The sequence below is a fragment of the Streptosporangium sp. NPDC048886 genome (assembly GCF_055586905.1).
The window spans coordinates 80,783-94,546 of the sequence record NZ_JBVJHH010000031.1 but is presented as its reverse complement, the minus strand read 5'-3'; the positions used below and the strand labels follow the sequence as shown (position 1 = coordinate 94,546).

Below are 13,764 nucleotides of genomic sequence, written 5' to 3'. Positions count from 1 at the left end.
CTCTTCAGTCTCCCTATTCGCCTAGCCGGCCAACCGGCGGCGGACTTCTTCGATTCGTCCCGCGATGGTGGTGTCGATGAGGTCGTCCCCGATCTGAACCGAGAACCCTCCGAGCACTCGCGGATCCACCTCGACGTTCAGATGAACGTCGCGGCCATACGAGGTGCGCAGCCACGTGGCGAGACGCCGCTTCTGCTCCTCGGAGAGCTCGACAGCGCTGCGCACCACCGCGACGAGGCGCTGCCGCTGGGCGGCGACCAGGCTGCCGAACTCCTCAAGTCCTCTGTCCAGGCTACGTCCTCGCGGATGCACCACGAGCTGCGTGACCAGACGGAGGGTGGCGGGGGCGACCTTGCCGCCGAGCAGGGAGCCGAGCAGCTCCTGCTTGGCCTGCAGGGGGGCGCCGGGATCGGTCAGGGACCGGTGCAGCTTCAGGTTCGAGGCGACGATGCGCCCGAACCTGAACAGCTCGTCCTCGACGTCGTCGAGCCTGCCCTGCGCCTCGGCCTCGGCCGCGGCGGCGATGACGCCGAGGCGCTCGAGCACGTCGGCCAGGTCGCCCGAGCGCGCCCACTTGGCGGACACGGCCGCGGTGACCGTCTCCAGCGCGGCGTTGCTGACCTTGCCCTCCAGCAGGGCCCGTACGGCTTGCGCCTTCTGGGCCACCGGGCGGGCGGGGTCGGACAGATTGCGGCGGAGCCCGTGCTCACGGTCGAACAGGTCGGCGACCGCGAAGAGCTCGTCGGCCAGCGAGCCGAGGTCCGCGCTTCCCGCAACGGCGTTGAAGCGCTCTTCGACCTCGGCCAGCGAAGCCCTGCTCAGACCTCTCAGCATCAGCGGACCGCCGCGCTGCTCGACTCGAGCTCCTCAAGGAACCGGTCGACGGTGCGGCGCTGGCGCGCCTCGTCCTCGAGGGACTCACCGACGATGCGGCCGGCCAGGTCCGTCGACAGACGGCCGATCTCGGAGCGGAGCTGGGCGAACGCCTGCTGGCGGTCGGCCTCGATCTGGGCGTGGGCCGCCTCGACGAGACGGCGGGCCTCGGCCTGCGCCTCCTCGCGGAGCTCCGCCTTGATCTGCGCGCCCTGCTCGCGAGCCTCTTCACGCAGGCGGGAAGCCTCGTGACGAGCCTCGGAGAGCTGGTCCTTGTACTGCTTGAGCAGCGCCTGGGCCTCGGCCTGCGCGTCCTGCGCCTTCTGGATCCCGCCTTCGATGGCCTCGGTCCGCTCGACCAGGGTCTTCTGGATGCGCGGGGTGAGGATCTTACCGACGACGACGAGGACGACGAGGAACGCGAAGACGCCGACGACCAGCTCGTAGGTGTGTGGGATGAGGGGGTTGCCCCCCTCCTCCGCTGCCAGGAGTGAAGCTGCCTGAATCATGTGTGCAGCCTTCCGTCAGGTTTGGTGCGTCTTAGCGGAACATGAACGGCGCGACGAGGCCGATCAGGGCCAGGGCCTCGGTCAGAACGAAGCCGAGCAGCATGTTCTGGCGGATCAGGCCGTAGGCCTCGGGCTGGCGGGCGATGGCCTGCACACCCTGACCGAAGATGATGCCGACGCCGATGCCGGGGCCGATGGCGGCGAGACCGTAGCCGATCGAGCCGAGAGCGTTGAGGGAGCCGGTGACCTCAGCGAGGACGGACATTCCTGTATTCCTTTACGGTCGGCCGGTGGGACGTCCCACCGGTCTGGACTATTCGAGGTTGGTCTTAGTGCTCGGCGTGGAGCGAGTTGCCGATGTACATCGCGGCGAGCATCGAGAAGAGGAACGCCTGCAGGAACTGGATGAACATCTCGAAGCCGGTCATGGCGATCGTCATGATGACGCCGACCACGCCGAGCGGGGCGCCCAGCGGTGTGAGCTTCTCGAAGAGGAACCAGAAGCCGACGAGGCTGAAGAACGCGAGGATGATGTGACCGGCGAACATGTTGGCGAACAGTCGCACCGCGTGGGTGAAGGGCGCGATGATCATGTTCGAGAGGAACTCGATCGGGGCCAGCAGCACGTAGATCGGCTTGGGCAGACCCGGCGGGAACATCATGTTCTTGAAGTAGCCGACCGCGCCCTGGTGCTTGATGCCCAGGTAGACCTTGAGGACGTAGATGCTGACCGCCAGCACGATCGGGAAGGCGATGTGCGAGGCGACCGGGAACTGCAGGACGGGCACGACGCCCATCAGGTTCCAGATCCAGACCATGAAGAAGATGCTGAGCAACAGGCCCATCCACCGGTCGGCGTCCTTGCCGAGGAACGGCCGGGCGACCTGGTCGCGGACGAACATGTAGCCCATCTCGGCGACGTTCTGGACGCCCCGGGGCACGATCTTCGGGTTGGCGAACGCGGACCAGCAGAAGGCCACGACGATGAGCGTGCTCAGGAGCGCCAGCAGCACCGGCTTCGTGAACCAGTCGACGCCGGCAATGATCGGGGGGGAGTCGAAGAGTTCGAGGCCCGGAGGCGTGAACTCGTCCCCGGAAGCGAGGAGCGTCAGCGTGCTCACGCGGCGTTCCCTTCAGCGTGGTAGTGGATCGAAATGGCTTCGTCAGCGAAGCGACCGCCGCCGAAGGCTAGCGACCGTACTTCCGGTAGACCAGGTAGACGGCGAGAGCGACTCCGAGGATCAATCCGATCGGGGTGAAGGCGACCACGCCAGTCCATTTGGACAGCAACCAGCCCGCACCGCCGTACAGAAGCATCCCGGAAAGCAGATAGCTGGGGATCGACCAGGCGGCGCTGGCGAAGTCGCGGCCGTCGTCCTCGGGCCGGATTTTCTTTTCGCTCATCGCGGGCATGACGATAGCAGCCACGACGAGGACTAGTCATATCGGGCCCGGTCATCCCGGCGAGCGAGATACTACGCCTCATCGGGAATCACCTCGACCCAGGGGTCTTGCCGTCGGGGTCGACGTAGAGCATCTTGAGCTTCATGAAGCCCCGCATCTCGCCGACGGTCCAGGCGACGGTGCACGCGACGGCGCCCCAGCCGAAGGCCCTGGGCTCGAACACGGTGACGTCCTCGAACGCCTTCAGCAGGCCCATGACGATGATGATCTTCACCACGTAACCCACGACGGCGGCCGTCATCATCGCCATGGGCGAGACGCGGCTGGCGTAGGAGACCGCGACGATGCCGAGGGTGAAGAAGGCGCAGACGACCAGGGCCCCGATCGCCGCACCCAGCGCCCCCTTGCCTCCGGCCACGAGGGCGGCGACGACGACCACGACGAGGCCCACCAGCAGTGTGGGTATGGCCGCCCCCTTCAGGAGGCGTACGTCGTTGGCCTGCATCGGCACTCCAAGTAACTGTTATCAAGCGAGCGATTGCTACCTTGCAGGGCTCATCCTGTTGAGCGGCTGCTAGTGAAAGCTATCACAAGCTCACGGAAGAGCGCCTTTACCTGCCGTTTCAAGTAAACGATCAAGAGGTTTCCGGGAGGTGTTCAACGCAGCGTCTCAGGGGTTGAGAAACCCGGGCTGGGAGCGGTAAGTGACAGGTCAGGCAGCACGGAGCGGACCGCGGTGTCGTCGTCGGCCGCGGCCGACCGGGGGCCGGACGGCTCCGGCGGGAGCGGACGGGCCTGCTCCTGGGCCGGCCCCCCGCCGGGACGGATGTGCCGCCCGCCGGCGTGGACCCCGCCGCCGCCGTTGCCGCCCTTGCGGGCCCGCCAGCGCGGCAGCGCCATCATCACCAGCACGCCCACCGCCAGCAGCACGGTGAGCGGGAACAGCACGAGCGGGACGCCCTCGACGGACATCGCCACGACCGCGAAGGCGAACAGGAACGTCCAGGTGTACATGATCAGCACGCTGCGCCGGTGCGAGTGGCCGATGTCCAGCAGCCGGTGGTGCAGGTGGCCCCGGTCGGGGGCGAACGGCGACAGGCCGTTGGAGGTGCGCCGGACCACCGCCATGATCAGGTCCAGCAGCGGCAGCACCAGGATGGCGACCGGCACCAGCATCGGCAGGATCACCGGGAAGCGGTTGATGCTGGTCGAGTCGAGCGGCGTGATGGTGATCATCGTGGACGCGAGGACCAGGCCGATCAGCATCGCCCCGGTGTCGCCCATGAAGATCTTCGCCGGGTGGAAGTTGTGCGGCAGGAAGCCGAGGCATATGCCGATGAGCACCGAGGCGATCGCCGCCGTGACGTTGATGCTGGTGTCGGCGTAGTCCTTGGACAGGACGATGGAGTAGGTCCAGGTGGCCATGGCGGCGATGCCGACGATCCCGGCCGCCAGGCCGTCCAGCCCGTCGACGAAGTTGACCGCGTTGATCATGACGACCACGACCAGGATCGTGATCAGCGGGCTCAGTGTGGAGTCGAGGATGACCTGGCCGCCCAGCGAGCTGGGCAGCGGGAGCCACGGCAGGCTGACGTCGAAGGCGACCAGGACGCCCGCGGCGCCGACCTGCCCGGCGAGCTTGATGAGGGCGTCCATCCCCCACCAGTCGTCCAGGAAACCGGTCAGGGTGATCAGGCCGCCCGCCGCGATCAGCGCGATCACGGTCTTGCCCTCGGCCAGCCTGCCCCCGGCGTAGGGTAACTGGCTGGCGATCAACAGGCCGGCGACGAGCCCGCCGTACATGGCCAGACCGCCGAGTCTGGGCGTCGGGGTGGTGTGCACATCACGGTCACGGACCTCTGGCATCGCACCGATGCGGATGGCGAACACGCGGATCAGCGGGACCAGGAGATAAGTCACCGCCGCCGCCACCAGCGCCATGAGTAGGTATTCGCGCACGGACCTAGTTTCGCGGATAGTCCGGCCAGCTGTGACCGGAAAACGACACAGAACAGCTCATAGTTCGCTGGGATATATCTGATGGATCTCCGTCAGCGCCGTCACCCGCTGCCGGATCTCTCCCACTGCGTCAGGGTCTCGGATGACCTGCGCCACCATCGAGGCCACTTCCTTCATCTGCTCGGGCCCCATCCCCTGCGTCGTGACGCAGGGGGTGCCGACCCGGATGCCGGAGGTCACCGTGGGCGGCTCGGGGTCGTAGGGGATCGCGTTGCGGTTCAGCGTGATCCCCGCGGCGGTGCACCGCTGCTCGGCCACCGCGCCGGTGACCCCCATGTCGCGCAGGTCGATCAGGGCCAGATGGCTGTCGGTGCCGCCGGAGACCGGCCGCATGCCCTCGGCGGCCAGCGCGTCGGCCAGCACCTGGGCGTTCACCACCACCTGGCGCGCGTAGTCGGCGAACTCCGGCTGGAGCGCCTCGCCGAACGCCACCGCCTTGGCCGCCACCGCGTGCATCAGCGGGCCTCCCTGGATGAACGGGAAGACCGCCCGGTCGATCTTGGCGGCCAGCTCCCCCGTGCACATGATGCCGCCGCCCCTCGGACCGCGCAGCGCCTTGTGCGTGGTGAAGGTGACCACGTCGGCGTACGGCACGGCCGACGGCAGCGCGCCCCCGGCCATCAGGCCGATGGTGTGGGCGACGTCGGCCAGCAGCCAGGCGCCGACCTCGTCCGCGATCCCCCGGAAGGCGGCGAAGTCGATCTCCCGCGAGTAGGCCGTGGCGCCACAGATGATCATCTTGGGCTGGTGCCGCAGCGCCAGCTCCCTGACCTCGTCGTAGTCGATCAGCTCGGTGTCCCGGCGCACACCGTAGGCGACGACGTCGAACCACCGGCCGGAGAAGTTGACCCGGGAGCCGTGGGTGAGGTGGCCGCCGTGTGACAGTTCCATGGCCAGCACCGTGTCGCCCGGCTGGAGCAGCGCGGCGTAGGCGGCCAGGTTGGCCGAGGCGCCCGAGTGGGGCTGGACGTTGACGTGGTCGGCGCCGAACAGCAGCTTGGCCCGGTCGATCGCGAGCCGCTCGGCCCGGTCGACGACCTCGCAGCCGGCGTAGTAGCGCCTGCCGGGATATCCCTCGGCGTATTTGTTGGTGAGCGTCGATCCGAGCGCGGCGAGCACGGCGGGCGAGGCGAAGTTCTCGCTCGCGATGAGCTGGATGCCGCCTCGGAGCCGGTCGAGCTCGTCGAGGAGCACGCGCGCGACCTCTGGGTCCCGCCTGTGCAGGAGCCCGAAGTCGGGCCCGTAGTACGGCTCTGCGCCCATGGTTCACATCCCGGGGATGACGACTCAACCCACTTTAAGCCCGGACGCCCCCGCTTTCCGAGGCCAGGGGCGCGCCATCACCGGAACGCGCCGTCACGAGAACGCGTGCGGGGCCCCGGCGTTGGCGGGCACCCACCTCGGGGTGTCGGCCGCCTGGTCGCTGATCGAGGTGAGGATCGCCTGCCGGTAGAGGCCGAGGCGGGTGCGCCACTCGGCCATCTCCTTCACGTAGCGTCCCGACACCGGGGCGTCCCAGACGTCTCGGCTCCTGGCCAGCTGGTAGGCCCTGTCGAGGCTGGCCGCCAGGTCGTCGAGGGCGGGCAGCACCTGCCGCCACATCGTGACCAGCCGCTGGTAGTCGGGGTTGAACTCCCACGAGGTGGCCCTGTCGGGGGAGGGCAGGCCGAGACTCCCCGAGGCGGGCGGGGTCTCTCCCGGCTGCAGCGGCTGCGGTGCTGGTGGATCCACGAACATCACAGGCTCCTCACGCTCACTGCCCGCCCGACCGTCCGCCGGGTGGCGGGATCGGCCGCAGCGGGTCTCCCGGATCCACGTCGCCCGCCGGGCCGTCCGGCCCGACGTCCATGGGCGCCCACGCGCCCTCGCCCCACGTCTCGCCGTCGGGCACCCGAACGCTCGGCATGTCCACCGGCTCGACGCCGCGCGCGTTGTCGGCCAGCGTCTTGAGCGCCTCGGCGCTCGGCGGGTCCGCCTGGACCGAGACCACGTCGCCGTCGGCCTGCCACGCGGCCGCCTCGCCGACGGCGGGCCGTGTCTCCGCGCCCCCGGGGGCGTGCCCGGCCGACCGGGTGCCGCTCTCCTGCCCGTCCGGCGGCTGGAACGCCGGGCCGGGGTCGGCCGTGTCGGGGACGGGGACGCCGGAGTCGGTCCACGGCGGCGCCGTGCGGGGCTCGATCCGGTCGGGCCGGGCGGCGGTGTCGGAGCCGCCGTCGGCGCCGGGCATCTCCAGCGGCGGGATGTCCTCGATGTTCTTCAGCAGCTCGGCGACCTCCGCCGCCGTGGGCGAGTCGAGGGGGACCTGGAGGACCGGCACGCCGTCCACCGCCACGACCCTCGGCTTCATGTCGCCGCGCTGGTCGATGTCGTCGGGGTGGTCCTTCCGCGCGGTGTCCAGGATGTCGCCGTCGGAGGCGGAGCCCCCGTCCCGCGGAGAGGTCTCATCACCCTTCGAACCCGTGCCGTCCTTGGAATCAGAACCGGCACCGTCCTGCGAACCCACACCCGGACCGTCATCGGTGACATTCTCCACCGGAGGATCAAAACCCTCCCCCGACCCGTCAGGAACAGACCCCCCATCCCGCGGAGAGGTCTCATCACCCTTCGAACCGGTGTCGGGCTTGAGGTCGGAGCCGCTGTCGGAGACGTTCTCCAGCCGGGGGTCGTAGACGTTCACCTTGCGGGAACCGTCGTCGTCCCCGGACCTGTCGGAGGTGGGCCCCCCGTGCCGGGGAGAGGTCTCATCGCCCTTGGAACCGGTGCCGTCCTTGGAGTCTGAGCCGGTGTCGCGGGATGAGGGCTCCTCACCCTTGGAGCCGGTGTCCCGGGGGGACGACTCCTCACCCTTGGAGTCGCCCTTGTGACCGGTGTCCCGGGGGGACGACTCCTCACCCTTGGAGCCGGTGTCGGGCTTGGGATCGGGCCTGGAGTCCGGCTCCGAGCCGTCCTTAGGCCGGTCGGCCTGGGGGTGCTCGCGCGCCGGCGGCCCCTCGTCGCCCCTGGGGACGGCAGGCTTCAGATCCTCGGCCTTCGGCGTCGCCGGCCGGGGCTCGGACTTCCCGTCCGTCCCGGAGCCCGGGTCGGCGGTCTTCGGCTCCCCGGCCCTCGGCTCGGCCGCGGGCGCCGCCTCCTGCTTGATCTTCTTCTCCAGCAACGCCACCCGGGCGGAGACGTCGCGGACCATCACCTCGCACGCGTCGGCGACCTGCGACGGACGGTGGGCCGACTGCGAGGAGAGCCCCGCCCCGCTCATCAGCTGGGTGACCCGGCCCTCGGCGTCACGCATCCGCGTGACCGCCTGCTTGACCTCGGACAGCAGATCACGGACCAGCTCGGGGTCCATTCCGTCGAACTTGCCCATGGGCGTCTCCCGGAAGTGTCGGCGCACTTCACGGTACCGGGGAGACAGCCCGGCGTCACGATGATAATCAGACGGCATCGATCACGGCATAAGCCGTGGACCGACCGGTCAGTCGTCGGCCTCCGGGCCCGCGTCCGTGGCCACGTAGCCGATCACGCCGCGCAGCTTCTCCACCGGGACGGCCCCCCGGCGCAGCAGCCTGGGGACCGCCGTGGTCAGGTCGAGGATCGTGGAGGGGACGTTGTCGGGGCACGGGCCGCCGTCGAGATAGACCGCCACCGAGTCGCCGAGCTGCTTTTCGGCGTCGGCCGCCGTGGTGGCGGCGGGGGCGCCGGAGCGGTTGGCGCTGGAGACGGCCATCGGCCCGGTCTCCTTGAGCAGCTCCAGGGCGACCGGGTGCAGGGGCATCCGGATCGCGACGGTGCCCTTGCTGTCGCCCAGGTCCCACGACAGCGACCGGTTGGCGCGGCAGATCAGCGTCAGCGGGCCGGGCCAGAAGGAGTCGACGAGGTCCTGGCCGTAGGGACCGAGGTTCTCCACGAGGGCGTTGGCGGCGCGCACGGTGCCGACCAGCACGGGCACCGGCATGTCCCGGCCGCGCCCCTTGGCCTCCAGCAGGGAGGTGACGGCGGCCGGGGTGAAGGCGTCGGCGCCGATGCCGTAGACGGTGTCGGTCGGCAGCACCACGAGCTCGCCCCGCCGTACGGCCGAGGCCGCGTCGGTCAGGCCGTCGGCCCGCTGCGCGGCGTCCATGCAGTCATACTGTCGGCTCACTGTGCCTCCTCACCTGGCGGCTCGTCATCAGTGAGCCGAAGCTGCTGCGTTCACGTGCTCGCCCGCCCACGCCGTGCCATCCTATTCCTGACCGAAACGGGCGGTGACAAAGCGGTCCCGGCGGGTGAGGTCCTGGCGGCTGCGGACGTCACGCCAGCCGTTGTCCTCGGAGAAGATCAGATAGACCGGGGTGCCCTGCTGGTCGGCGTGCTCCACGGCGACGAACCCGCCGGGCCGCAGCAGCCGCCTGGCGGTCCGTTCCACCGCCCTGACCTCGTCGAGACCGTCGCTGCCCGAGCCGTACAGTGCCCGGTGCGGGTCGTAGTCGCGCACCTCGGGGTCGCGGGGGATCGCGCCCGGCGGGATGTAGGGCGGGTTGGAGATGACCAGGTCCACCTGGCCGTCGAGCTCGGACAGGGCGTCGGCCAGGTCCTCCGGGTGCAGGTGGACCCGGCCCTGGCCGTGCTCCAGGATGTTGCGCTTGGCCCAGCGGTAGGCGTCGGGGTCGACCTCGACCGCGTGCACCGTGGCGAGCGCGATCTCCTGGGCGATGGACAGCGCGATGGCGCCGGAGCCGGTGCCGAGGTCCACGACCACCGGCGAGGCGACGTCCATCTCCCTCAGCCGCTCGATGGCCCATCCGGCCACGACCTCGGTCTCCGGGCGCGGCACGAACACGCCCGGCCCGACCTCCAGGGAGAGATAGCGGAAGTAGGCGCGCCCGGTGATGTGCTGGAGCGGTTCGCGGGCCTCACGCCGGGCGACGCCCTCCCAGAAGAGCGCGTCGAAGTCCGCGTCTGTCACGTTGTGCAGCTCGCTGCGCCGTACACCGTGGACATATGCCGCGATCTCCTCGGCGTCGGTGCGTGGCGACGGCACACCTGCCTCGGCGAGCCGGGCGGTGGCGAGGGCGATCTCGTCCAGCAGAAAGGTCATGGGCGCGTTCTATGAGTGGGCGGCGAGCTTCTCCGCCATCTCGGCGTCAAGCAGGGACTGGATGACGGCCGTGAGGTCACCGTCCAGAACCTGATCAAGGTTGTAGGCCTTGAAGCCGACACGGTGGTCGGAGATGCGGTTCTCGGGGAAGTTGTAGGTGCGGATGCGCTCGGAGCGGTCGACCGTCCGGATCTGGGACTTGCGCTCGGCCATCGCGGCGGCGTTGGCCTCCTCCTCGGCGATGGCCTGCAGCCGGGCCCGGAGGATGCGCATGGCCGACTCCTTGTTCTGGAGCTGGCTCTTCTCGTTCTGGCAGGAGGCGACCACGCCGGTCGGGATGTGCGTGATCCGCACCGCCGAGTCGGTGGTGTTGACGCTCTGCCCGCCGGGGCCGCTGGAGCGGTAGACGTCGATGCGCAGGTCGTTCGGGTCGATCTGGACGTCGACCTCCTCGGCCTCCGGATAGACCAGGACGCCCGCCGCGCTGGTGTGGATGCGGCCCTGCGACTCGGTGACCGGCACCCGCTGGACGCGGTGCACGCCGCCCTCGAACTTCAGCTTCGACCAGACGCCCTCGTCGCCCCTGGCCTTCAGGGCGACCGTGACGTCCTTGTAGCCGCCCAGGTCGGAGTGGGTGGCGTCGATGAGCTCGGTCTTCCAGCCGATCCGCTCGGCGTAGCGCAGGTACATCCGCAGGAGGTCGCCGGCGAACAGCGCCGACTCCTCGCCGCCCTCGCCCGCCTTGATCTCCATGATGATGTCCTTGTCATCGTTGGGATCACGCGGGACGAGCAGGTGCCTGAGCTTGTCCTCCAGCTCGGGGACGCGCCCTTCGAGCTCTCTGGCCTCCTCGGCGAAGGCCTCGTCCTCGGCCGCCAGCTCCTTGGCCGTGGCCAGGTCGTCGCGGACGCCTTCGAGCTCCCGATGGGTGTTGACGATCGGGGTCAGCTCGGCGTAGCGCCTGCCGAAGGTGCGTGCCTGCGTCGGGTTGGCGTGCACGGCGGGGTCGGCGAGCTTGAGTTCCAGCTCGGCGTACTCACTGAGCAGCTCGTCGAGATTCACCGTGCGTCCTTCCTGAAAAGCCCTTCCGAGCCTGCCTAATCACCACGAACGCCGACCCGGGTGCCCCCTCGGAGAACGCGGGGGTGGTTCCGGGCCGGCGTCGAGTGTGGGCTACTGGCCCGTGGTCTTCTTGCCGAAGCGCTTCTCGAAGCGCGCCACCCGGCCGCCGGTGTCCAGGATCTTCTGCTTGCCCGTGTAGAACGGGTGGCAGGCCGAGCACACGTCGGCGTGGATCACGCCGCTCTTGGCGGTGCTGCGCGTGGTGAAGGAGTTACCACAGGTGCAGGTCACCTCGGTGGTCACGTACTCCGGGTGAATGTCGGGCTTCATGGCTTCAGTCCTCTCCAGGGCGCGGTCGCCGGGTCGCCACTGTCTCTCGCCTGTCAGGCTTGCGCGCGGTGTGCACACTGAGGTGCGCGCGGGCGGGAACCGGAACCGCTGCGGTTCGGCTACCAGTGTGCCAGATGCTCCAACCACCCCAGGCCACAAGACATTCCCCGCGCGCATGGCCCGCGTTTGTGGACAGGTCACAACGGCCCCACCGGCTCCAGTGCTCAAATCGTAATTTTACCGAATATTTACCTCGTCCAGAGGGCGGGCAAGGTCCGCCCGTACGGCACCGGCCGTGTCGGCGGCCAGGACACATGGGGACGGTTTCCGACGGTGGACACCGCCGGGCGCCGTCTCATCTGCCCAGGTAGGCCAGGACGGCGAGGACCCGGCGGTGGTCGTCGGAGGCGGGTTCGAGGCCGAGCTTGGAGAAGATGCCGGAGATGTGCTTCTCCACCGCGCCGTCGGTGACCGCCAGCCGCGCGGCGACCGCCGCGTTGGAGCGGCCCTCGGCCATCAGGGCCAGGACCTCCCGTTCCCTGGTGGTCAGGGACTCCAGCGGATCGTCCCGGCGGTGGCGGCTCAGCAGTTGCGCGATCACTTCGGGATCGATGACCGTCCCCCCGGCCGCCACCCGGCGCACCGCGTCGAGGAACTCCGACACGTCGGCGATCCGCTCCTTGAGCAGGTAGCCGACCCCCGCGGCGCCCCCGCCGATCAGCTCGGTGGCGTACTGCTGCTCGACATACTGCGACAGCACCAGGATCGGCAGCCCCGGCCGCCGGGACCTGGCCTCCAGGGCGGCGCGCAGCCCCTCGTCGGTGTGGCTCGGCGGCATCCGCACGTCCACGACCGCCAGGTCGGGAGCGTGCTCGGCCACCGCGGTCACCAGGCCGGGGCCGTCCCCCGCCACCCCGACGGTCTCGATCCCGCCGTCGGCCAGCAACCGGGCGAGCCCCTCACGCAACAGCACCGAGTCTTCGGCGATCACCACCCGCATGGGCTCAAGTTTTCACCACTCGCAGGGCAGTTCGGCGCGGATCAGCGTGGGACCGCCGAGCGGGCTGTCCACGCTCAGCGTGCCGTCGATGGTCGCGGCCCGGTCCGCCAGCCCCGCGAGGCCGCCTCCGGCGCGCGGCACCGCGGCGCCGACCCCGTTGTCGTGCACCTCGACCACCACCCGCTGGCCCCGCCGGCTGACCCGGATCGACGCCTCGGTCGCCTCGGAGTGCTTGACCATGTTGGTCAGGGACTCGGCCACGATGAAGTAGGCGATGCTCTCCACGGCGGCCGGAGGGCGGTGGGAGACCTCCACCGACAGGTCCACCCGTACGGGCGCCCGGGCCGCGAGCGAGGACAGCGCCGCGTCCAGCCCCCGGTCGGTGAGGATCGCCGGGTGGATGCCCCGGGCGAGATCGCGCAGCTCGGCGATCGCCGCCTTGGTGCCGGCGTGGGCCTGGGCGATGAGCTCCCGGGCGCCCTGCGGGTCGGAGTCCAGCCTGGCCTGGGCCCGGCCCAGGTCGATGGCGACCGACAGCAGCCGCTGCTGGGCGCCGTCGTGCAGGTCGCGTTCGATCCTGCGCCGTTCGGCCTCGGCCGCGTCGACCCCGCGTGCCCGGCTGGCCCGCAGGTGGGCCGCCCTGGCGGCCAGCAGGTTCTTCTCCCCCGCGCCCAGCAGCGCGAGACCGAGCATCCCGTGCAGCCAGGCCATCCCCCGCGTCGCGTAGAGCGCGACGAGGAAGATCCCCAGCCCGGCGGGCACGCACAGCAGCGCCTCCGGCACGGTGCCGACCTGCACCCCGTCGGTGATCGTCAGCGGGCCGCCGGCGAGCAGCAGGGCCGTGGGCGCGACGATCAGGCCGAGTGCCAGCGACCACAGGACCGCCGAGACGACGAACTCCACGATCCCCACCGGCACCAACAGCACCAGATAGAGGAGGTCCTTCCAGGTGGCCGGGTCGACGAACACGTCCTTCCAGCGCAGGAACAGGTTGTCGCGCCGGGAGGGGCGGTAGGGGTCGCGGATCGTGACGCCGAAGGCCAGGCCGAGCAGCCTGCGCTCCAGCATCGCCGCACCGCGCCAGGCGAACATGGTCAGCGCGGCCAGCGGCACCCCCGCCCACACGACCACCAGGCTGAGCGAGAGCGGGATCGCCGACGCCAGGAAGGCGGCGCAGGTGATGCCGTAGAACATGCTCACCAGCAGGTACGGCACGGCGCGCCAGGTCATCGGGTCGACGATCATCCCGAGCGGCCCGTTCGGCCCCAGCGGCACCCGCCGGCACAACGGCGTGCGCGCCACCGGTCCGCCCACCGCCGTCTCGGCCGTCATACGCCCCCCTCTGGCTCCGTGCGCTGCGATCACGGTCCGCGCCCGGGCCCGCCGGGGCCGGGGCGCGGTGAAATGCCCGCCGGTCCCCGGGGCGCGGTGAGGTGGGGCGGGCGGACGTCCTGAAGCATGGATATCCCGAAGAGTGCGCCCGCACAAGGGCCCGG

General features: G+C 70.1%; 16 protein-coding genes. All 16 read right to left on the bottom strand.

Annotated features, from left to right (window positions below; all coding sequences use genetic code 11):
- Nucleotides 1-21: 21 nt before the first annotated feature.
- Nucleotides 22-834: a F0F1 ATP synthase subunit delta gene (locus ACZ6R6_RS32750; RefSeq protein ID WP_470099902.1), complete on the bottom strand. Its 813-nt coding sequence runs from the start codon at nt 832-834 to the stop codon at nt 22-24.
- Entirely contained in the window at nt 834-1,382 is a 549-nt protein-coding gene (locus tag ACZ6R6_RS32745; RefSeq protein ID WP_470099900.1) for a F0F1 ATP synthase subunit B, read from the bottom strand. The genes ACZ6R6_RS32750 and ACZ6R6_RS32745 overlap by 1 nt, the downstream gene beginning before the upstream one ends.
- A gap of 31 nt (nt 1,383-1,413) precedes the next feature.
- Nucleotides 1,414-1,647 (bottom strand): ATP synthase F0 subunit C, encoded by a 234-nt coding sequence (atpE, locus tag ACZ6R6_RS32740; RefSeq protein WP_012888402.1) that lies wholly within the window; start codon nt 1,645-1,647, stop codon nt 1,414-1,416.
- Between the two features lie 64 nt (nt 1,648-1,711).
- Entirely contained in the window at nt 1,712-2,503 is a 792-nt protein-coding gene (gene atpB, locus ACZ6R6_RS32735) for a F0F1 ATP synthase subunit A (protein ID WP_470099898.1), read from the bottom strand.
- Between the two features lie 67 nt (nt 2,504-2,570).
- Nucleotides 2,571-2,786 carry an AtpZ/AtpI family protein gene (locus ACZ6R6_RS32730; protein ID WP_451930248.1) on the bottom strand — a complete coding sequence of 72 codons (216 nt, stop codon included), beginning with the start codon at nt 2,784-2,786 and terminating at the stop codon, nt 2,571-2,573.
- Between the two features lie 88 nt (nt 2,787-2,874).
- A complete protein-coding gene (locus ACZ6R6_RS32725; RefSeq protein WP_470099896.1) occupies nt 2,875-3,291 on the bottom strand; it encodes a hypothetical protein in 417 nt (138 codons plus the stop codon).
- Between the two features lie 152 nt (nt 3,292-3,443).
- Entirely contained in the window at nt 3,444-4,745 is a 1,302-nt protein-coding gene (locus ACZ6R6_RS32720) for a glycosyltransferase family 4 protein (protein WP_470099894.1), read from the bottom strand.
- Nucleotides 4,746-4,802: 57 nt separating this feature from the next.
- Nucleotides 4,803-6,068, bottom strand: a complete 1,266-nt coding sequence (locus ACZ6R6_RS32715; protein WP_470099892.1) for a serine hydroxymethyltransferase — start codon at nt 6,066-6,068, stop codon at nt 4,803-4,805.
- A gap of 93 nt (nt 6,069-6,161) precedes the next feature.
- Nucleotides 6,162-6,542 carry a hypothetical protein gene (locus ACZ6R6_RS32710; protein WP_306856403.1) on the bottom strand — a complete coding sequence of 127 codons (381 nt, stop codon included), beginning with the start codon at nt 6,540-6,542 and terminating at the stop codon, nt 6,162-6,164.
- Nucleotides 6,543-6,558: 16 nt separating this feature from the next.
- Nucleotides 6,559-8,166 (bottom strand): serine/threonine-protein kinase, encoded by a 1,608-nt coding sequence (locus tag ACZ6R6_RS32705; RefSeq protein ID WP_470099890.1) that lies wholly within the window; start codon nt 8,164-8,166, stop codon nt 6,559-6,561.
- Nucleotides 8,167-8,274: 108 nt separating this feature from the next.
- Nucleotides 8,275-8,940, bottom strand: a complete 666-nt coding sequence (locus ACZ6R6_RS32700) for an L-threonylcarbamoyladenylate synthase (protein ID WP_306856400.1) — start codon at nt 8,938-8,940, stop codon at nt 8,275-8,277.
- A gap of 81 nt (nt 8,941-9,021) precedes the next feature.
- Nucleotides 9,022-9,876, bottom strand: coding sequence for a peptide chain release factor N(5)-glutamine methyltransferase (prmC, locus tag ACZ6R6_RS32695; RefSeq protein WP_306856398.1), 855 nt, complete (start codon nt 9,874-9,876; stop codon nt 9,022-9,024).
- Nucleotides 9,877-9,885: 9 nt separating this feature from the next.
- Nucleotides 9,886-10,938, bottom strand: coding sequence for a peptide chain release factor 1 (prfA, locus tag ACZ6R6_RS32690; protein WP_306856396.1), 1,053 nt, complete (start codon nt 10,936-10,938; stop codon nt 9,886-9,888).
- Between the two features lie 111 nt (nt 10,939-11,049).
- Nucleotides 11,050-11,268 (bottom strand): 50S ribosomal protein L31, encoded by a 219-nt coding sequence (gene rpmE / locus ACZ6R6_RS32685; RefSeq protein ID WP_306856395.1) that lies wholly within the window; start codon nt 11,266-11,268, stop codon nt 11,050-11,052.
- A gap of 355 nt (nt 11,269-11,623) precedes the next feature.
- A complete protein-coding gene (locus ACZ6R6_RS32680) occupies nt 11,624-12,268 on the bottom strand; it encodes a response regulator transcription factor (RefSeq protein ID WP_470099887.1) in 645 nt (214 codons plus the stop codon).
- Nucleotides 12,269-12,280: 12 nt separating this feature from the next.
- Nucleotides 12,281-13,600, bottom strand: a complete 1,320-nt coding sequence (locus ACZ6R6_RS32675) for a sensor histidine kinase (protein WP_470099885.1) — start codon at nt 13,598-13,600, stop codon at nt 12,281-12,283.
- Nucleotides 13,601-13,764 lie beyond the last annotated feature (164 nt).

Bases quoted from the DNA above. Each gene is read 5' to 3' on its own strand.
- ACZ6R6_RS32750 (WP_470099902.1), bottom strand. From the start codon at position 834: ATGCTGAGAGGTCTGAGCAGGGCTTCGCTGGCCGAGGTCGAAGAGCGC.
- ACZ6R6_RS32745 (WP_470099900.1), bottom strand. From the start codon at position 1,382: ATGATTCAGGCAGCTTCACTCCTGGCAGCGGAGGAGGGGGGCAACCCC.
- atpE (WP_012888402.1), bottom strand. From the start codon at position 1,647: ATGTCCGTCCTCGCTGAGGTCACCGGCTCCCTCAACGCTCTCGGCTCG.
- ACZ6R6_RS32730 (WP_451930248.1), bottom strand. From the start codon at position 2,786: ATGAGCGAAAAGAAAATCCGGCCCGAGGACGACGGCCGCGACTTCGCC.
- ACZ6R6_RS32725 (WP_470099896.1), bottom strand. From the start codon at position 3,291: ATGCAGGCCAACGACGTACGCCTCCTGAAGGGGGCGGCCATACCCACA.
- ACZ6R6_RS32715 (WP_470099892.1), bottom strand. From the start codon at position 6,068: ATGGGCGCAGAGCCGTACTACGGGCCCGACTTCGGGCTCCTGCACAGG.
- ACZ6R6_RS32710 (WP_306856403.1), bottom strand. From the start codon at position 6,542: ATGTTCGTGGATCCACCAGCACCGCAGCCGCTGCAGCCGGGAGAGACC.
- ACZ6R6_RS32705 (WP_470099890.1), bottom strand. From the start codon at position 8,166: ATGGGCAAGTTCGACGGAATGGACCCCGAGCTGGTCCGTGATCTGCTG.
- prmC (WP_306856398.1), bottom strand. From the start codon at position 9,876: ATGACCTTTCTGCTGGACGAGATCGCCCTCGCCACCGCCCGGCTCGCC.
- rpmE (WP_306856395.1), bottom strand. From the start codon at position 11,268: ATGAAGCCCGACATTCACCCGGAGTACGTGACCACCGAGGTGACCTGC.
- ACZ6R6_RS32680 (WP_470099887.1), bottom strand. From the start codon at position 12,268: ATGCGGGTGGTGATCGCCGAAGACTCGGTGCTGTTGCGTGAGGGGCTC.
- ACZ6R6_RS32675 (WP_470099885.1), bottom strand. From the start codon at position 13,600: ATGACGGCCGAGACGGCGGTGGGCGGACCGGTGGCGCGCACGCCGTTG.